16 protein-coding genes and 3 pseudogenes are annotated in these 17,835 nt (G+C 60.4%); 10 read left to right on the top strand and 9 right to left on the bottom strand.

Annotation, left to right across the window (positions count from 1 at the left end; genetic code table 11):
• Positions 1-193: 193 nt before the first annotated feature.
• Positions 194-1,438 carry an IS110 family transposase gene (locus ATN38_RS18205; protein WP_029537710.1) on the bottom strand — a complete coding sequence of 415 codons (1,245 nt, stop codon included), beginning with the start codon at positions 1,436-1,438 and terminating at the stop codon, positions 194-196.
• A 312-nt stretch (positions 1,439-1,750) separates the two neighbouring features.
• Between ATN38_RS18205 and ATN38_RS18200 the strand changes: the two are divergent.
• The 3 genes and pseudogenes from ATN38_RS18200 to ATN38_RS18195 all read left to right on the top strand — a co-directional run bounded on the left by ATN38_RS18200 (position 1,751) and on the right by ATN38_RS18195 (position 4,223).
• Positions 1,751-2,974: pseudogene (locus ATN38_RS18200) on the top strand (IS3 family transposase).
• An 80-nt stretch (positions 2,975-3,054) separates the two neighbouring features.
• Positions 3,055-3,366, top strand: a complete 312-nt coding sequence (locus ATN38_RS32860) for a transposase (RefSeq protein ID WP_042453577.1) — start codon at positions 3,055-3,057, stop codon at positions 3,364-3,366.
• On the top strand, positions 3,300-4,223 hold the full coding sequence (locus ATN38_RS18195) for an IS3 family transposase (protein WP_144245914.1): 924 nt from the start codon (positions 3,300-3,302) through the stop codon (positions 4,221-4,223). Before ATN38_RS32860 ends, ATN38_RS18195 begins: the two co-directional genes overlap by 67 nt.
• Before the next feature lie 44 nt (positions 4,224-4,267).
• Here the strand turns inward: ATN38_RS18195 and ATN38_RS18190 are convergent, their stop codons facing one another.
• Positions 4,268-4,630: a hypothetical protein gene (locus tag ATN38_RS18190; protein WP_073513771.1), complete on the bottom strand. Its 363-nt coding sequence runs from the start codon at positions 4,628-4,630 to the stop codon at positions 4,268-4,270.
• A 64-nt stretch (positions 4,631-4,694) separates the two neighbouring features.
• Here ATN38_RS18190 and ATN38_RS32855 point away from each other — a divergent pair, with 64 nt between their 5' ends.
• Positions 4,695-4,820, top strand: a complete 126-nt coding sequence (locus ATN38_RS32855) for a hypothetical protein (RefSeq protein WP_256670359.1) — start codon at positions 4,695-4,697, stop codon at positions 4,818-4,820.
• 228 nt (positions 4,821-5,048) lie between these two features.
• Here ATN38_RS32855 and ATN38_RS18185 read toward each other — a convergent pair whose 3' ends face one another.
• Complete coding sequence (locus ATN38_RS18185; protein ID WP_082920565.1) at positions 5,049-7,241, bottom strand: Rv1355c family protein; 2,193 nt, start codon at positions 7,239-7,241, stop codon at positions 5,049-5,051.
• A 274-nt stretch (positions 7,242-7,515) separates the two neighbouring features.
• On the opposite strand from ATN38_RS18185, the gene ATN38_RS18180 reads away from it, so the two are divergent.
• Positions 7,516-8,274: a hypothetical protein gene (locus tag ATN38_RS18180; protein ID WP_064442793.1), complete on the top strand. Its 759-nt coding sequence runs from the start codon at positions 7,516-7,518 to the stop codon at positions 8,272-8,274.
• Here the strand turns inward: ATN38_RS18180 and ATN38_RS18175 are convergent.
• The 4 genes and pseudogenes from ATN38_RS18175 to ATN38_RS18160 form a co-directional block, all read right to left on the bottom strand.
• Positions 8,271-9,251: a GGDEF domain-containing protein gene (locus tag ATN38_RS18175; protein WP_231783840.1), complete on the bottom strand. Its 981-nt coding sequence runs from the start codon at positions 9,249-9,251 to the stop codon at positions 8,271-8,273. The genes ATN38_RS18180 and ATN38_RS18175 overlap by 4 nt on opposite strands.
• 1,471 nt (positions 9,252-10,722) lie before the next feature.
• The gene (locus ATN38_RS32850) at positions 10,723-10,959 is read right to left on the bottom strand and encodes a hypothetical protein (protein ID WP_223304538.1); all 237 of its coding nucleotides are present in this window, start codon (positions 10,957-10,959) and stop codon (positions 10,723-10,725) included.
• Positions 10,960-11,515: 556 nt separating this feature from the next.
• The gene (locus ATN38_RS18165; protein ID WP_178377388.1) at positions 11,516-11,653 is read right to left on the bottom strand and encodes a hypothetical protein; all 138 of its coding nucleotides are present in this window, start codon (positions 11,651-11,653) and stop codon (positions 11,516-11,518) included.
• 240 nt (positions 11,654-11,893) lie between these two features.
• Positions 11,894-12,797 (bottom strand): annotated as a pseudogene (locus tag ATN38_RS18160) (IclR family transcriptional regulator).
• Positions 12,798-12,983: 186 nt separating this feature from the next.
• Here ATN38_RS18160 and ATN38_RS18155 point away from each other — a divergent pair.
• The 4 genes from ATN38_RS18155 (at position 12,984) to ATN38_RS18140 (ending at position 15,854) form a co-directional block, all read left to right on the top strand.
• Positions 12,984-13,193, top strand: coding sequence for a hypothetical protein (locus ATN38_RS18155; RefSeq protein WP_042926916.1), 210 nt, complete (start codon positions 12,984-12,986; stop codon positions 13,191-13,193).
• Positions 13,194-14,012: 819 nt separating this feature from the next.
• Positions 14,013-14,168 (top strand): DUF6131 family protein, encoded by a 156-nt coding sequence (locus ATN38_RS18150; protein ID WP_087503832.1) that lies wholly within the window; start codon positions 14,013-14,015, stop codon positions 14,166-14,168.
• Between the two features lie 248 nt (positions 14,169-14,416).
• Positions 14,417-15,349: a DoxX family protein gene (locus tag ATN38_RS18145; RefSeq protein ID WP_003944048.1), complete on the top strand. Its 933-nt coding sequence runs from the start codon at positions 14,417-14,419 to the stop codon at positions 15,347-15,349.
• A 283-nt stretch (positions 15,350-15,632) separates the two neighbouring features.
• Positions 15,633-15,854 carry a hypothetical protein gene (locus ATN38_RS18140; protein WP_178377395.1) on the top strand — a complete coding sequence of 74 codons (222 nt, stop codon included), beginning with the start codon at positions 15,633-15,635 and terminating at the stop codon, positions 15,852-15,854.
• 69 nt (positions 15,855-15,923) lie between these two features.
• Here the strand turns inward: ATN38_RS18140 and ATN38_RS18135 are convergent, their stop codons facing one another.
• Both ATN38_RS18135 and ATN38_RS33410 read right to left on the bottom strand, forming a co-directional pair.
• Positions 15,924-16,277 (bottom strand): hypothetical protein, encoded by a 354-nt coding sequence (locus ATN38_RS18135; RefSeq protein ID WP_051649807.1) that lies wholly within the window; start codon positions 16,275-16,277, stop codon positions 15,924-15,926.
• 134 nt (positions 16,278-16,411) lie between these two features.
• Positions 16,412-16,945: a sigma factor gene (locus ATN38_RS33410; RefSeq protein ID WP_073513845.1), complete on the bottom strand. Its 534-nt coding sequence runs from the start codon at positions 16,943-16,945 to the stop codon at positions 16,412-16,414.
• A gap of 505 nt (positions 16,946-17,450) precedes the next feature.
• On the opposite strand from ATN38_RS33410, the pseudogene ATN38_RS18125 reads away from it, so the two are divergent.
• A pseudogene (locus tag ATN38_RS18125) lies at positions 17,451-17,835 on the top strand (alkane 1-monooxygenase); the annotation flags it as partial.

Here is a 17,835-nt window from a genome sequence, read left to right as displayed (position 1 = left end):
TCGCCATTCCATGGCGGATCCGAGACGGAGTCAGGAAACGCCCCGTTATCTTTTAGCTGGTCCTTGAAACCGAGGGCTACGGTCGCCAGACCCGGTATGACTTCTCGCCCCTGTCATCAATGATCCGGGGGGTGGTGTCGCCGGGTGTGGGGCGTCGACGGACCGCTGATAGACCTCCGATCAACGCAAGTCGTCAAGCAGCTGCCGGTTCCGCATCATGAACGGAGCCGGGAAAGGCCTTCGATGCGTCGTAGGTTTGACCGGTCTGAAGGCAGTGATAGAGCTGACCCAGAAGTCGATTGAAGACGTTGCGCAGCGCCGCAGCATGCCGGTCACCGTGTGTTCGACGCCGGTCATACTGGTCCTTGACCGGGCCCGGTCGCGGGATCGCCGCAAAGGCCCAGACGAAGCCCACCGCTGCAAGCCTGTTGTTCTTCACATGCCGGTGGGTCACACAGGTGCTGCGCCCGGACGCCCGTGTCACGGGCGCGGAGCCGGCGAATGCCTTGAGCCCGCGAGCGTCGGCGAACCGGCCGCGGTCATCGCCGATTTCTGCCAGGACGCGGGCCCCTGTGGACTCACCGAGACCGGGGAAGCTGGTGATGACCTCGAAGTCGGGATGCCGCCGAAATGCTTCGGTGGCTGCCTCATTGAGTTCATCGGCGTTTTCGCACTCGACGTTCAGAGTGCCGAGCAAGGCGATCGTTTGACGGCCAAACGCCTTCTCCACCAGCAGGGGTTGTCGCAGTTGTGGTCGCCGCAGCGCCTCTAGGATTCGGGTCGCGGTGTCCTCGAGCCGACGTTGCCGGCCCGCCCGGCGCAGTGCGCTAACGATGCGAGTCTTGGTCAAGCGGGCGCCCTGCGCTGGTGTTGGTGCGATCGCGAGTATCGCGCGGGCATCTGGCATCGCGAGGTTGGTGTGACTACTGCCGGCGAATGCCGCGAGGAAGCCCGGATAGTACTCGCGCAGCAGTGCCCGCAGTTCCTGGGTTGCCTTGGTGCGCCGCCAGATCGCATCCTGAGCAGCGCGGGCGAGCACCGTGATCGCCCGCGCGAGGTCGCTGTCGGCAGGCAACGTCCGGTGCGCGTGCGCATCGGTACGCAAAATGTTCGCCAGCATCATCGCGTCCACGTGATCGGATTTCTTCCGTGCCATCGAGTGCCGATCGCGGTACCGGGCCACCGCCATCGGGTTGATGGCATAGACCGCTCTCCCCGTTCCACGTAGCGCCGCGACGAGCAGGCCACGTGATGTCTCGATCGCCACGGGAATCGGTTCGTCGGGCGAATCACCCGCCTCGGACAGCAACCCAAGTAATTGACCGAATCCTTCAGCGCTGTCATCGATCCGGAGTTTGGCGACCAACAGGCCGTCACCGTCAACGATTGCCACATCATGGTGACGTTCGGCCCAATCAATCCCACAGAATAGTTTCACGAACCTCTACCTTTCGACGTCTGATCTCCTTCGCGTGGCTTCCCCACCCAACGAGAACGCGCGGCACCCTAATGACGAGGCTCGATGGCCTTCCCTCCGATGAGCCGTTCACGATCCCAGCGATCCGTACGGTTCCGGTCTCGTTTGAGAGCTTCAAAGCTCGCGAACTACGAGGTATCGATCCGTGCGGACGGGCTTGGACCACAACCAACAACATTGAGGACCAACAAGCGAGTGGTGGGGCCTTGACCCCGCGGGTTGGACACGCTTGATCCTGGTCTCAGACCAGGGAAAGCGAGAAGATCTAACCCGATGGCAAAGAAAAATTACTCCGAAGAGTTCCGCCGCGACGCAGTCGAGCTGTACCGCGACACCGGCGGCGCGACCGTAGCCGGGATCGCCGCCGATCTCGGCGTATCCCACGGCTCCCTGACCACATGGCTGAGAAATGCGGGTATCCCGATCCGCAGACCCGCCGCCACCGCTCCGGGGCCCGGCACCGGCGAGACACCCGAGCAGGAAGCCGCCAGGCTCCGCGCCGAGGTCGCACACCTACGCGCGGAGAAAACCAAGCTCGAAACCGAACGAGACATCCTGCGGTCGGCGGCAAAATATTTCGCCGGAGAGACGAACTGGTGAACCGCTTCCAGTTCGTCGCAGACCACTCCGACACCTACCCGGTGAAGCGGTTGTGCCAGGTCATCGATATCGCCCGCTCGTCGTACTACGCATGGATCAACGCCGCCGAGAAACGAGCCGCCCGGGCCGCAGCCGACGCTGAACTCGCCGACAAGATCCGCGCCGTCCACACGGTGGGACAACACCTACGGGCGGCCCCGGATCACCGCCGAGATCAATCACGGACAACCCGCCGACCAGCGGATCAATCACAAACGGATCGCACGGATCATGCGCGCCAACAACATCGAGGGCCTGCGACTGCGCCGAAAACACCGCACCACCATCGCCGAACCAGCCGACACTCCGTCGCCGGACCTGCTCAACCGTGATTTCACCGCGATCGCACCGAATACCCGATACGTCGGTGACATCACGTATCTGCCATGCGGGGACAATGAGTTCTTGTATTTGGCCACGGTGATCGACTGCTTCTCCCGCCGCCTGGTGGGCTGGTCGATCGCCGAGCACATGCGTACCGAACTCGCCGAAGATGCCTTAGGTGCCGCAGCACTGACCCGCGGCGGTCTTGCCGGTGCAGTGTTCCACGCCGATCGCGGAAGTCAATACACCTCAAAGGGTTTCGCGATGATCTGCGCGGATTTGGGTGTTGCGCAATCGATGGGAGCGGTGGGCACGAGCGCGGACAATGCCCTGGCCGAGTCGTTCAATGCGACACTCAAACGCGAAACGCTGCAAGGCGCAGCCCGCTGGGAATCGCCCCGGGCGGCAAGGCTCGCGGTGTTCCGGTGGATCACCCGCTACAACACCCGACGCCGGCACTCGTACTGCAACTATCTCAGCCCTGCCGACTACGAAAACGCTCACACATCCGATAGCCTGCAGAAAGCCGCGTAATCACAAACCCCGTGATCCGTGCCCCTCAAAGTGAACCATCTATACGAGAGATGAGGCAGAGTGATCCACAGGAGGTCACGATGCCCAAGTCCTATCCACACTCGGTCCGTCGACAGATTTCGCACCGTCTTCGAAGCGGTGACACAGTCGCCGATATCGCGACGGAAACCGGGATATCGGCGGCGACGTTGTTCCGGTGGAAAGACCAAGCCCTGATCGATGTGGGAGCGCGGGACGGAGTACCGAGCATCGAGTCCGACGAGCTCGCATCGGCCCGCGCTCGCATCGTTGCACTCGAAACCGAACTCGCCTTGACCCGCGACGCCTGCGCATTGTTCGACGACCAGTCGGTGGTGCCCCCAAAAGGAAGATCGCGATCGTCGAAGGACTGATCACACGAGGTCATACCAGTAGATCGGCATGCCGGATAACAGGTTTGAGTAGGTCTACCTTTTATGCGCACCGTCGCCGGCCGGTCTCCAACCAGCGAGTACGACGCATCATCGTGGCCGACACGATCGAAAAAATCCACCAGCGGTCACGCGGAACCTACGGGAAGCGGCGTATCCGAGCCGAACTCCTCGATACGTACGAGATGAATGTCAATCATAAGTTGGTGTCGGCGATCATGACCGAACTGGGCATCGCTGGGTTACCTCGTCCGGGCAAGCGGAAACCGAACCTACTGGGCGTCGAAACCCTCTCTGACCGGGTCAATCGCGGATTTTCGGCAAGCCGGCCGAACGAATTGTGGTTTACCGATATTACGGAGCATCCCGCTCGAGACGGAAAGGTTTACTGCTGTGCGATTTTGGACTGTTTCAGTAAAATGATCGTGGGTCGTTCTTTCTCCACGACTGCCGATACCGCACTGGTCAACAACGCGGTGAACATGGCCGCGCAGGAACGGATCCGTTGGGAGGCAACGATCTTGCATGCCGATCACGGTCCACAGTTCACGTCGTGGGGTTTCGGCGAGAATCTCCGGCGGTGGGGGTTGCTCGAATCTTTCGGGACGGTTGGCGATTGCTTCGATAATGCTGTCATGGAGGCATTCTGGGGGCGGTTGCAGACGGAATTGCTGAACACGAAGAAGTGGTCGACCACGCTGGAACTGACTGCAGCCATGGCCGATCACATCGACAATTTTCACAATGCCGAACGGCGCCACAGTTATCTCGGCAACATCAGCCCAAGCGAATATGAGAAGCTCTGGGCAGACATCCAACCGTACCCTCAGCTCTCATAACGCTGGTGCACTATTGGGGGCACGGATCACTGATAGCGAGTGGCTCACCAAATGGGGTCCTGCCAGGGGCGCTGCATTTTGGAGCCGGATTTGTAGTCGGTGAAGATGCGGATTGCGCCGGCTTGTCGGAGTGCATGTTCTTGCAGTTCGGGGTTTTGTTCGAGAGTGGTGTTGCGCTTGAGCTTGAGCGTCAGCGTAAATTCGTCGGTCTCCTGGGTGAAATCGACCTCAAGGATCGTGTATTTCTTGATCTGCTCGGGGTTGGAGACTTTCTTGTTGGTGTCGGCGACGACCGAGTCGATTTCGGCGATCAGGTCAGCGTCATCCGACTTGGTCGCGTCGCGGAACTGATCGCAGACCGCATCAATCTGGTCGGCATCGGGCGAGTGCTCGAACTCGAAGCACACAGCGCCTCACTGCGACAGGACACTCAACGAATCACCCGCGACTACGTAAAGGATAGTAACGGCCATGACATCCATTCCGCACGCAGCGCACGATGCAACATCAGATGTCGATCGCGGCGAGCAGACAATCCCCGTCGACGATGACGCTCTCGAAAACGAACCCATCACCATCGACAACAACGTCGTCTGACCTGCGTCCCTAAGAGACCTGATCGAGCAGTCAATCCCTGCCCCGGTCGACGACTGACTGCAGTTTTGCCTTTTGACGACTCTAATCCTGCGCAGCGGGATAGGACTGTGCCCGCAGCGCGCGAGAAAAATGAGCAGCTTTACGTGCAACGGTGGCGTTAGTGGACGCTGCGGTCACGAGCATGTCGATCTCTGAGGTTGGTTCCGCCGGCGTCGGTTACCCACACAGTCATCCCTGCCAACCATCCGCCCAATTCAGCCATCGGTGGTCGCGCGCTTCTCTGTCTCGATGCGGCCTAGAGTACGCCTCCCGACGGCTCGCCGGGGCCGGGATCGCTGTGCGGAAGATGCGCACGATGAGGGCTGCATGTTCACCCGTATGGAGTGCCGTGAGTTTTGTCAGCTCGTCCGCCAGTGCGGTGAGCTCGCAGGCTCGGGTCGGCGCGAGGGTGCGGAGCTGGTCTACGTCGGTGGCGTAGAGAGACACGGGTGTGAGTGGGTGCAAGGAGTAACCGAGCGATTGGGCGCGTATCCAGAACTCTTCGGCAAGTACTCCGCTGCGGATGTAGTCCGCTGCGGAAATACCCTGCTGAGTGATGACGGCGACGGCGTCACTGCAGTTCAGACGTGTGCGGGTCTGTGCTCGGAGCGCTTGCCCGGCATCCCAGTCGTTCAATTGTTCCATCACGTCCGGGCGACGCAGGAGTTCGAGGGCGGCGAGTTCTGCCGTGGGAGTGCCCAAACTGGAGATCTCGATACCACGGGTAAGGTCGCGTGAATGCGGCCAGCATAGCTCGGAGATCATCTCCCGGTGCAGAGCGTCGGTGAGGAATCGGATGCGGTCGGTGGCACTGATGTTCTCGGCCAACCGTGCGATCGTATCCCGGTCCTGGATCAGATGTACTCCTGCCGTCGTGGAGGTCAGGCTCGCCGCTAGATGTGAGACGTCCGTCAGATCGCAAGGGGTCGAGTCGGTTTCAGGCATACCGCGATGTGTGCGTCGATCGAGCATTCCGGGGAGTTGGTGAGTGAGGGAGACGTCGGTGCCGGCAGTGAATGTGATTCGCACGGAGGTCGCCGGGCCGTCGCCGGTGATCACTGTGTCTCCGAGGATATGTCGGTGTGCAGCGGCGACCCGGGCGTTGTGCAATGCGGCGCCGAGCGCGACGAAACTTCCGCGGTACTCGATGTCCGCACTCGACGAGCGGGTTTTGTCGATACGGAGGGTGAGGGCATTGTCGTCCGTGTGAATGGTCCAGGGTTGCGCGTTACCTCCGGAGGGCGCGCGTGTAGCGGCAAAGGCGACTGCTTCTTCATTGGAGAGTGAGTCGTACTGTGCCCGTAGATCGATCGGGCGCGACCCGCCCCCCGTTCCTGAGGTGATCGAGTCGTGGGGAATGTGCGGGTCGCTCAGTTGGTCGAGGTGCTCACCGATATCGATGCGCACTCTCCCTGACGGGAGGGCCTCCCCGAGACCGAATCGGCGGATCGCGGCGACAACAGAGGCCCCACCGAGCAAAACATCTCCGCCGAGTTGAGGCCAGGTGGCCAAGGTGGTGCCCACTTCCAGGATCGAGGCGGCCATGCGGGCTGAAATCTCACGCCCTTCTAGGATTCGTAGTCCGAAGGGAATTTTTTCCTTTACGCTCAGCCCGGATACGGTGGCAGCGTCGAGATCCCCGACGAGGCCGTGAAAGAGTGGCCTGGCGGGTTCGAGGTCGAATCGTTCGACGTCGAGGAGACCGCGGTCGCTGGTTTCCATGATGACAGGAATGCCACGCTGCCGGGCCCGGTCGCGAACGAGTACTTTCACGTCGAAGGAGTCGCACTCCTCGATCACCAGGTCCAGTCCTTCGAGGAAGTCGTCGATAGTGGCTTCGTCGACGCCTTCTGTCCAGGCATCGACAGGGAGATACGGGTCCAGTTCTGCGATTCGTTGTTGAGCGAGTGTTGCCTTGTTGACTCCGAGGTCGAAGACCGTGGCCGAGAGACGGTTGAGGTTGGACAGGTCGAGGTCGTCGAAGTCCGCCAGACGCATATAGCCGACGACGCCTTCGAGAGCGAGGGCATGCGCGATAGCACTGCCGACGCTGAGCCCGACGATCCCGACCCGAAGCCGCGAGAGAATGAGTTGTTCCTCGTTGGTGATCTTGTTGCGGTTGCGATCCAGACGCAGACGGCAGAACCCGCCGGGTCCGAGAAGATGCACCAGGGTGCGGCGCCACGGGTAGTGAATCCAGCGAGAGGATTCCGCGACGTCGTCGGCATCCGACTCTTCGTTGAGAGTGAGCAGCGAATGCTGCTGGTCGGCAAGCGTATCGAGAATCATGGCTCCGGACGTGCGCAGTTCGGTCACACGGCGCATCTGCGCCGCGTCGGCTTCGTCGAAGATTTCCGCACGCCGTTGCGTTGTCTCGTTCATTGCCGAGACCTGGTCTGTGCCGGTGAAGTCCTGCATCACGATCCCTTCCGCTTCTCAGTTGTGCGGCGGGCCTTGATCACTCGTCCGTCACCTATATCCAAGCACTTCGTGTGTGAGGCGTTGCTCACCAGGGTGCGTGGTGGGGCAGATGTGTGTGTCGGGAAGCCCTAGCCGAGGCGTCGGCGGACAATCAGCGGGCGAGTGCCCGACTGGGCGGTACTCGCGAAGTTCCGGCTGCAGCTGGCCGATCCGGATTTTCTAGAAGGGGAATGTGATGACGGCGATCACCGAATACACGCTCGGTAACTTCGATGCGAATTACGCAGCTGTCGAGGTGCCCGACACCGATGGTGTCCGGTTGGTTCTCTCCCATCCTGCAGCGGATGAAAATCTCTGGGAAGAATATTTGTGCGGCGCTTGGGAAGCCTACGAGAGGTACGGAGCGCAAGCGGCCTTGGATGTACCGGCGGTGAGAGACGGCATTTCGACTTCCTTGTTCTACGCCCTCGTCGACGACGGGGCGGTCGTGGGCGGGGTACGCGCGCAGGGACCCTACGTCTGCGCTTCTCAGTCACATGCTGTGGTCGAATGGGCGGGCAACAGGGGTCTCGACGCTGTACGTGAGGCGATCGCTACCCGAATCCCCGACGGGGTGGTGGAGATGAAGTCGGCGTGGGTCTCTCCGAAGTCCCCGCATGCCGGGAAATTGTCTGCTGCGTTGGCGAGAGTGGCACTGCCGACGATGGAGCGTCTGCAATCTCGCTTCGTGATGGCAACGGCCGCTGACCACGTACTAAGTAGGTGGGAATCATCCGGGGGCCGGGTCGATACACAGATACCGGCGGCCGCGTATCCCGACGGGCGTTATCGCACGCGCATGATGTGGTGGGATCGTCGATCATTGCGCGCGGACGCAGATCCTGCCCTGTGGCCACTCATGCGGGCCGAGCACCAAACACTGAGCCCGAGCACGGTGAAACACAATCAACGAGCAGTCGACACATATCTCGCAGCGGCGCAGGGGCTTCGCTAGTGAACGGGGTCGACCGCTGATGTCCCGATCTCGAACAACGCGGGCCGGCTGACATCGCTGGGTTGCCCATGCACCAAGTTCACCCTCATCCTCGGAAGCTGTTGACACCGAACCGTATTGCGTCCCCCTGCCTTGGCGGCGTACATGAGGGCATCCACACGGTGGGTCAAGACATCCGTCAACTCCCCCAACGACATCTCCGGCGAAGCAGGGTGATCGTCGAGTTCACAGTAAATCGCCCCGATACTCACCGTCACGTCGCACGACTCGGCTACCGACGCTCGGATCCGTTCGGCGAGAGCCTCGACTCCATTCAAGTCCGAGGCGGCGAAGAAAGCGACAAATTCTTCGCCGCCGGACCTGGCGACCAGCACTCCCGAGCCCACCGCTCGCGCGATGGCCGCAACAACGCTGCGAAGCGTCTGGTCCCCCGCGCTGTGACCGAACAGATCATTGATCTGCTTGAAATGATCGACATCGATCATCAGAAAACCCATCTGCCCCGTGCTGGCGGGATAGCTGCGGTGATATCGCTCGATTCGATCGAGAAACCCTCGACGATTGGGCAGACTCGTCAACGGATCGGTGTGGGCCAGCTCCCGGTACCGCGCTTGAGTGAACACGAGCGAGCGACGCAAGGCTCCGATCATGAACACCGGCAACCAAATTACCGTCACCGACACAGTGCAGCTGACCAGAGCAGCAGCAAACCCGTGAGCCACGGTGACCGCTACCGCACAAGCGAGTGCTATCGCGACGATCGTGTGCCCGACGATGACCCGTCTACTCGACGCCATCGCCGCGATAGCCGGTATCGCTGAGAGCAGAGTGACGATTCCCCGGGCTGCCAGCGGATCTGTCACCAGATAGGCGGATGCAGCGATGCCGACCATCCCGATCAAACCCACGACGGAAAACATTCGGTCCGACAAACGACCTACGGTCAGTGTCAGAAGAAAGATTCCCAACGTACTCACCCAGATAGCGCAAAATACAGGCCTGTACCCGTTCGCGTGAATGAAGGAGACAATAACGCGATCGCCGGCAGTGGGACGGCCCCGCCCGTGCTCAAGAGCACAGCCAACGACCGAGCATCCGTTCTCTCCCGAAACCTGACATATCTCGCATACAGCCCATGTGGCCTCACTCCGCCCACCCTAGCGGAAAAAACCGCAAAGTATGTTCAGTAATGCCGGAGTAGACAATTTCCAGCTTTGACGCTAACCGGAGCAATTTCGGGCAAATCAGCAGGAAAAAACCCAATCGTTTCGTCTCACCTTTCCGTTACACTTCGAATTTTCCTATTCAGCACATACTTCGTTACCTCGGTCTCGCTGGACGCGAACCACTCGCACTCGTCTCACTGCGGTTAGTGTCCGATCCATCCTCGGACGAGGCGCCTTCGCAGAATAGCTCCATCTCGGCGCCCCTGGATTACATTCGCTGCCGACGTCTCGGTCCCGTCACGTCGACAGCGACGCCAGGCAAATTACAACAGGTTTCTAGCTTTCGGTTGCTGGCACTCACACCTAGTACCGGTAAATGGAGACCCGATGTCCTTCCCACATTCGGCCGCGCAACTAGCCCCTCCCTGCTCCTTCTCGCCGCCGGTTTCATCGCTGCGCCCAGCACCTCCGTAGATCGGGATATTCCCGGCTGCGCACTCGCTAGGTCAGGGACCGAAAGCTGGGCGGGCCCTCGGATGCCTTCTACACACTGAGTAGGAAAGTTCTGGATAACCCTAGGTAGCGCTCTCACCTACCTCGCTGAGGTCTACGCCTCGAAGCCCTCATCACCGAACTCCGCGACTTCCCCATCCGGACTTCAGTTGGTGAAGGCTCGCGCGAACGTCCACCCCCTACTGGCGGACGCCAACTGGAATGTCGATCCGATGGGCGTATTCGGCACTCTCGGTCACTGCCACCATTCCGCGCGGTCCTCCCATCGCTCGCAACGCGACGTTTTTTTGCCTGCCCGGCAGGCAAGCAGGAACCGAGGTTCTGACGAGAACCTCGGTACCGGCGGCTCGTTCACCTCTGTCACATGTTGAGCGAACTTGCTCAGCCGCCTCAAGGTGCTACTCGAGCAGGGCGGTAAGGGAGTGAAGCTTGCCGGCGAGCCGGACGCCCAGAGCCGGCAAAGGGCACGGGACCTCAAGTAGGGGTGGTAGGCAGAGAAATGCCGTGACCCGTCCCCCGGCGCCATACTCTCGGGGTTGGGTCGATAATCTGGCGGAATCCGACCCTACGTCGGGTAGTGAGCGATCGCACCGCAAACACGCCGAACGTTCTCCGACGATCGAGCACGGCATAGTCGAACGCATCCCGGAGAGCAGTCCCAGTGGTCTTCGAAAACGAGTTCCCCAGTCAGGAGCAGATACTCGTCCCTACCACTCCAGAGCGTTCACCTTTCAGCGTCGGGGAACCGTTCTATAGCAGTACGTTTCGGTCAATCAGCGCCCGCAGTGATCTCTGGAAGTTTCTCTGCGCGGCGCAAACGTTCCGCCATGTCGACGACCAGCCCTGTGGACGACTCGGAAAGGCCGACCACTGCAGCCAACAGTTGCCGCAACGCCCCCTGTTCGAGACAGTCGATGACAACCGACGGTTCCGCCCCCTCACTGTCGACCGGCAGATAAAAATACTTGTCATCGACGCCGAAGAAATTAGCAAGCACAGCGACCACATCCGGAGAAGGGTTCGTCCGCCTACTTCGACGTAACTGAGACAGATAAGGGCGGGAGAGGCGAGAGCCACTCGCGGCGAGACCGTCCGCCACCACAGCTTGCGTGACCGGACGACCGAATCGCGGCGAATCCTCGAACAACATATTCAACCGATCAGCGAACATACGATCCTCACGTCGAAAAACCTAGACAGTATCGATTTCAGAACGATGATCACATGTCGCCGCCGGTAAGAGGAGCGCTCGGACTCAGCAGCTCGTATCCTTCCCGCGCATGCAGCGGTTCCCTCGCCGCTATCGCGGTTAACCCTGCCGTTTTCTGCTTCCGACTCCCGTGCGCCCCTGTCAAGCAATGGTGAAAATAAGGACACATTGCAGCACAACACCATTACCGCCAATAGTTCGCTGTCGTGCCGACAAAACGGAAACATTGTCGCAGGCTCGGCACAGAAATTTCCAGCGGCAGCCCCGGCCGAAGCATTGAAAGTCGCCCACATCAACCACGACGACAACGAAACTGAGGCCGGTCTGTCGCTACTATCGACCCTCGACATTATCACCGCAGACGCCCACGTCTTCCTCGTTCCCGCCCCTCGGCCTGCTCCTGCGCATTGCGCGGCACCTCGACGCCGCCGCAGCATCCTTCTTGCGTGGCGCGAACCTCTCCGACGGACTCGACAAATCCAACCGCCACTTCGCCCACATCCTCGCCCAGGACGCCAACGGAATCCGCATTCTCGCACAATGACACATTCAACGAAAAATGTATCTGCTTGCAGCCCAACATGTTCAAAATGACATGGCTGATCCACGGCGAGCCCTGGAGAATGCAAACAAGCGCCATCCAGCGTGGTCGAGGAGTTAAGGATGCGTCAGCGAGTTCTCGGGAATACCGTCCAGTACTGACACCGCGGACTCGATCGGTCGAGATACGTTAGATCCAGTCTTCCGGTGATGCCGCCAGGAGGCGATCCATCATCTCCGCGGAGAATGTGGCCGCAGGAACGGAAGGCGCCTTTCGTGGTCTACGGGAATGGTCCGATTCGGGGTACAACGATCGAGAAATTTCACGGACCGCGTGGACGACCAAGGGGCGAGGCGTTCTAGCTGAACGGATTTGTTGTTGCCGCACAGGGCGATGCTGCCGACGGGTTCTTCGTATCCGCGAACCGCAGCAGCGATGCAGGCCACACCATGAGCTGACTCTCCTCGCTCGAAGGCCACACCGCGGCGCCGGCGGATGCGACTCAGTTCCTGGTGCAAAACATTGATGTCTGTGATGGTGTTTTCCGTACTGCGAGAAAGGACTGAGCCGAAAAGAGCGTCGACGCGTTCGGGGGCGATCCACGCCAGGATCGCTTTTCCGCCGGCGGTGCAGTGGGCGGGGGCGTGACCCCCGACACGCGACGGGATTGCAGCGGCGAAACGTCCGCCGACTTTGTCGAGATCGACGACGTCGGGGCCGTCGAGGACGGTCAGATGCACGACCATACCGGTCTGCTGGTGCAATTCGTGCAGAAACGGTGCGGCCGCTTCACGAAGCGAGCTGCGCCTCTCGCCGTCGCCGTCCCCCGGAGAGCGCGGCGACCGAGGCAGTATCCGAAGGAGGCGTGCTCGACCCATCCGAAGGTGGTGAGTTGATCGAGAATGCGGTGGACAGTGGAGCGAGGTAATCGAGTACGGCATGCAACCTGTTCGAGCGTGATCCGAGCTCCTCGGCCGCCGAAGGCGTCGAGAATCAACGTCAGTCGCTCGATCATCGAGGGTGGCAGGTCCTTGCCCGACTTCATCTCTGTCGAGACGCCCGGCGTTGTGCCATTCTGGTCAGCGATGCCCATGAAGCCCCTTCCGAAATTTACTAGAATTCATTCTATCTCCTGTGTTCCCCACCCAGTCGGTGGCTCGCTTGCAGAATGCGACGGTAAGCGCAGCAGACACATACATCGCGTCACAGACTTACCGGTGTCATCGGTGCGCGGGATGCGTTGCCTGCCAGTAGGAATGCGCGTTCGAAGAATTGGCCTATGGTCGATTTCGTGAGCACTGTGCCCGTCGTCGGCACCGAACTCGGACGCGACTGCCTTCAATGTAGATGTCCACTGTTTATTACCGTGCTCGAGTTCTACGCCGGTTCACCACCTGAACTGACCGACCGCCGGGAAAGTTTCGTTGATTGCCGCAGCGGATGCAGGGGCGTTATCGAACAGCCGGTCGGTATCGACATCAGCCGTTGACCGATACCACGATCTCGCCACTTCGCGGGGAGTGATCACCAACGTCTATCCGCGTCGCAACCGCTGCAGAATGGCATCGAGTTACGGGCGTGAGGCTTCGCACCGCCGGCGTGATCGAGATGAACATTCTCGGTCCCCCACCCACCCGCGCCAGCCTGGAACGAGGGCCGAACACTACCCTTCTCCGTTACTTGTCAGGAACGCGGCAATGTACTTGTACTGACGCACGGCAGAATGACGCTCATCTGGTGCAGCAGGCGACTCTGGACGACAAGGCCAGCATCAGGGAGTGCTGCCCGTCGCCTTGATCGGTTTCTGCTGGGCCTCGTTGTGCCTGCTCGACAAATACGGCGGGCTGTTCATGTTTGGAGAACAAGGCACCAGGGCATGGAGGATGTTGACCCGCCGGTTGAGTCCCCCACTCCGTCCCGGCGGGTCTTCGATCTGCGTGTCGGAGTTGTCGCCGGTTCTGACACGCACGGTCCACCGACCGATGTTCACACCTGATGTCGGTGGACCGCCCGAACTTCGCGCTCGTCGCCGACACGGCGGGCGCGTGCCCGCCCACCGAGACTCTGCTCGTGCTCAGTGTCGGTGGGCCCTTGACTACGTCCTTCCTCAATGTTCGCCAGGCACCGACCGGCCTCCTGGCCGGGCCAGGTCGGCGCTTAACGCCACCTCACTACATCTGGTTTCAATTTTGCCTATAATCTATGTCTGATGGTATAGATTCTGTGATCTATTGAACTTCTCGCACCGCCGGATCTGGTGGCTGGCCGGTGCGCAGAGCGAGAACCTAGCGAGAGAATAGGAATCACTGTGATTGTCCTCGGCATCATTCTGGCCCTGATCGGTTACTTCACCGCAATCAGTATTTTGACGACAGTCGGCATCATCTTGGTGGTGGTCGGCGCAATCCTGACACTTCTGGGCACTATGGGTCGCGCTGTGGGCGGTCGAAAAGTTTGGTATTAACACCCTATATACCTCGGCCTAACCCTCGCCTGGGACATCTGGCTCGCGCGGGTACCTAATTTGCTCGACCCATGATGATGCACCACTACCGGGATCGCCTCCTCCTGTAAGAGAGGTACTGGGCACATCCCACCTCCACGTTTGAGGGTGCCTGTCGACAGAGTTCAGTGCAGCTGGGCAACCTGCCGGGAGGCCCCGCGGAGAGTGTTTATCTCCGAATGTCGCATTCACTCTGGAAGGCTTGAAACATGCTGGTACGTCGAATTGCTCGTCCACTGCTTTCCACGATCTTCATCGCCGGGGGAATCGATGCTTTGCGCAACCCTGCTCAGCGAGCAGCCAAAGCGTCACCGCTGATCGACAAATCCGTCGAGACGCTGCCAGGAGCAGTGACGCAGAAGGTGCCTGCTGATCCGGAAACACTCGTCAAGATCAACGCCGCCGTCCAGATCGGCGGCGGTGCCCTGCTGGCCACCGGCAAGGCGCCGCGGCTCGCGTCGTTGGTGCTCGCGGGGAGCCTGGTACCGACCACGCTTGCCGGTCACGACTTCTGGAACGAAACCGATCCGTCACTGCGAGCGATGCAGCGCACAAACTTCATCAAGAACGTCAGCTTGCTCGGCGGACTGATGATCGCCTCCGTCGACACCGAGGGCAAGCCGTCGCTCGGCTGGCGCGGCCGTCGCGCCGCGAAGAAAGCCCAGGCGTCTATCGCCGCAGCACTTCCATTGGTCGCATCGCAGACCGATCACACGAGCGATCGCGTCGAGCATGCTCTGTCGGTGGCGTCCGAACGCGGTTCCGAGCTTGCCGAAACCGCGAAGGCACACGGCACGGATTGGCTCGAACTTGCCAAGGAGCGCAGCTCCGAGTTCGCGGAGATCGCGAGCAAGCGAGCCGCGGAATTCGGAGAGGTCGCCAAAGAACGCGGCCCGGACATCCTCGAAGTCGCGCAGAAGCGCGGCTCCGAACTGGCCGAGACCGCACGCGAGCGCAGCGCCGAACTGGCAGAGCTGGCGAGCAAGCGCAGCTCGGAGTTCGCCGAACTCGCCCTCGAGAAGAGCAACGAGTGGGCCGAAACGGCGTCGGAGCAGACCGAGGTGCTGGGTAAGCGTGCTCGCAAGCGCGCAGAGAAGGCGCTCGAAAAGGCTCGCGCCAAGAAGGACGAATTGACGCACTGAGCGCACCGAAAAACACGGTCACAATCGTTCAGTGACGTTACTACGAGTTTGTTGGCTAGCGTTTTCTGGCTAGATTTCGTAGCCGACGAAAACACGATGGACATGCACTCCCAGAGATAAGTGCTCCGAGCGGATGACACAGCGGGGGCACCCACTGGCTGCGCTCGCGCGAGGCTTTGTTTGAGAGCGCGACTCGGGGGGTCCGCCAACGAACACGAAGGTAGAGGCAGGTCATATGGGGACCTGGCTCGCGAAATTGACGGATGATCACGGAGAGTGGCTGATGACGGCTCGCGCCGACAAGACCAAGATCACCAGAGAAGACGTCACCCTCCTACGCGGAGGACAGGTGATCGGTGTTGACGACGGTGTCATCGGCGTGGTCGGGTCGATGCCTCTCGATCCGACCACCGCATCTCCGCGGTGGGTCACAGTACGCCGGGACCACTCAGGAGTGGTGCACGCACCACTCCCCCCTGTACAACAGCGAGGTGTGCGGCCCTAGACCTCACGCGTGAGTCGACTGCAGATCAGGAATCATAGGTCCCCGACCGATACCTCACCGAGTCGTGCGTCATGTGGTCATGGAGAACGCGTTCGTGGAGCATGCTGAAGCGGATCGGCGGACATGCTCAAGCCATTGTGCGTGGCATATGTCTTCTACTTCCGGGAATGCGGGCCCTCCCGAGAGGTCGAGGATCTGGTCCGGTCGTGGAGGTAGGTCGGCGTCGGTCACACGCTCGATGAGCCCCACTGCTTTCCATCCGCACGAGCATTGCGCCCGCCAACCGATCGTCGCTTCATCGGGCACGTACGTTCCGTCCTCGAGTCCGAAGCCCCGGGCGCTGTACGACAGTGCGGTGCGATCGCCGGCGACGATCGTCGCCGGCGCTCCTTCGTGAGCGCCGTCAGTACTCGTCCAGCACATCCCGTCTCCTTCCTGCAAACCCTTTCACAGTCGGACCACCTAATTCGTGCAAACCTCGATTACTGCGCCCGATCACCCCGCGAAGCTCTCCGCTCGTAGCACCAACGCCGAACATGCCTCCGTCAGAACTCCGGCTACATCAGACTGCATTGCTGACTAGCGCGTGCAGTCAATACGGCTGATTTGATGCTCGATCGCACAAGGGTAACGGTCACCCCGTCACGATGGGCTATCTGCCGCTGTGTCCAACCGCAGTAATATCCCTGGTAGAGGTATCTTCTTGCGCGGCAATCCCCTGTTGACCAACTGAAGCCGTCTTTGCATGCGTGGGCTTCCTCGGCCGATCCGGAGGCCTCCTGAGAGGACCATAAAGCCTCGCGCCGAGGGCGGGAGCGAATCTTTTCTATCGCTCGCCGGTGAGCAATCATGATTACCCACGCCGTAGGGCTCCCGTTTTCCGTCTTGTACTCGGGCGCGCATGCCCATACCTCGCGATACACCGACCGTGCCAGTTCGTCGCTAACTCGCTGATCACCGAACATCTGCATGAGCAGGTCGCAGGCCCAAGGGGAAGTCCGGTCGTAGAATTCGGCGAAAGCTGCACGACTCCCGGAGGAAACAGAACACAGCACAGCAACAAGGTGGTCGTCTGGATCAGCCTTTACCATCACGGTCGCCCCACTCTCACGTGAACTTACAGAGCGAGCATAGTCATCTGCACTCAGCAGGAACCTCGGAAAGTGGGGCTCGAACGTCTCGAATGAATGTCAGTTAGTACACAGCAGCCGGAAGTCGTGTAGCTAGCCCCTGCCGTATTGCTGTGGTCTCCATCACCCGCATCCGAGGTTGATGGAGCGCTCGCTCCGAATCATGGGCACACCCAAAGTCGCAACATGCCCAAGCAGGTTGGCAAAGGCATCCCGGAATGAACACGAGTCTTGTTCTTCACCAAGATCATTCATCGATCGTGCGAAAAAGACGGATTAGCCACCGGCGATTCGTGGATATCCGAGGAGGCCGAGATCGTAGGGCCGCGCCTCAGCCCCCGACGTGCGATCACCTCTTACTTCGATTCCACGTGTAACCCTCGGCTCTGGAATGAGATACACATATCGTAAACGTCCTCTAAGACTGAATCCTTAGGAAAATGCCCCCTATTCACCAGATGTCACCATGACTCCCGCGGCTTCCACACCCGCGAGCATCGAAGGCCCTTCGGTGTGGCGTGATCGTAAGAGGTACCTGTGGCCGCTCGGATTGCTGATTCCACTCAGCCCGTTCATCTCCTGGTTTCTCGTCGACAACCTTCGTCTCGGATTGTTCTGGGCGACCGGCGCGTGGCTACTGGTCATCGTCATCCCGATCATCGACATGCTGGCCGGTGAAGACGGCGAAAGTCCGCCGGACGATGCGATCCCACGACTGCAGAAGGACCGCTACTACCGCTGGTGCACTTACGCGTTCCTCCCCTTGCAATACGCCGGTCTGGTCTTCGCCTGCTGGTGCTGGATCAACGCTCCGATGGGAATCGCGGAGAAGATCGCGATGTCGTTCACGG

It is taken from the genome of Rhodococcus sp. FH8, from assembly GCF_019266085.1.
Lineage (GTDB): Bacteria > Actinomycetota > Actinomycetes > Mycobacteriales > Mycobacteriaceae > Rhodococcus_F > Rhodococcus_F qingshengii.
This window is presented reverse-complemented; position numbering and strand designations above follow the sequence as displayed.

What these genes read in the sequence shown, in the direction of transcription:
- ATN38_RS32860 (WP_042453577.1), top strand. Translation starts at nt 3,055, where the DNA reads ATGCCCAAGTCCTATCCACACTCGGTCCGTCGACAGATTTCGCACCGT.
- ATN38_RS32855 (WP_256670359.1), top strand. Translation starts at nt 4,695, where the DNA reads ATGACATCCATTCCGCACGCAGCGCACGATGCAACATCAGATGTCGAT.
- ATN38_RS18185 (WP_082920565.1), bottom strand. Translation starts at nt 7,241, where the DNA reads ATGAACGAGACAACGCAACGGCGTGCGGAAATCTTCGACGAAGCCGAC.
- ATN38_RS18180 (WP_064442793.1), top strand. Translation starts at nt 7,516, where the DNA reads ATGACGGCGATCACCGAATACACGCTCGGTAACTTCGATGCGAATTAC.
- ATN38_RS18155 (WP_042926916.1), top strand. Translation starts at nt 12,984, where the DNA reads ATGGTCGATTTCGTGAGCACTGTGCCCGTCGTCGGCACCGAACTCGGA.
- ATN38_RS18145 (WP_003944048.1), top strand. Translation starts at nt 14,417, where the DNA reads ATGCTGGTACGTCGAATTGCTCGTCCACTGCTTTCCACGATCTTCATC.
- ATN38_RS18140 (WP_178377395.1), top strand. Translation starts at nt 15,633, where the DNA reads ATGACGGCTCGCGCCGACAAGACCAAGATCACCAGAGAAGACGTCACC.
- ATN38_RS18135 (WP_051649807.1), bottom strand. Translation starts at nt 16,277, where the DNA reads ATGTGCTGGACGAGTACTGACGGCGCTCACGAAGGAGCGCCGGCGACG.
- ATN38_RS33410 (WP_073513845.1), bottom strand. Translation starts at nt 16,945, where the DNA reads ATGGTAAAGGCTGATCCAGACGACCACCTTGTTGCTGTGCTGTGTTCT.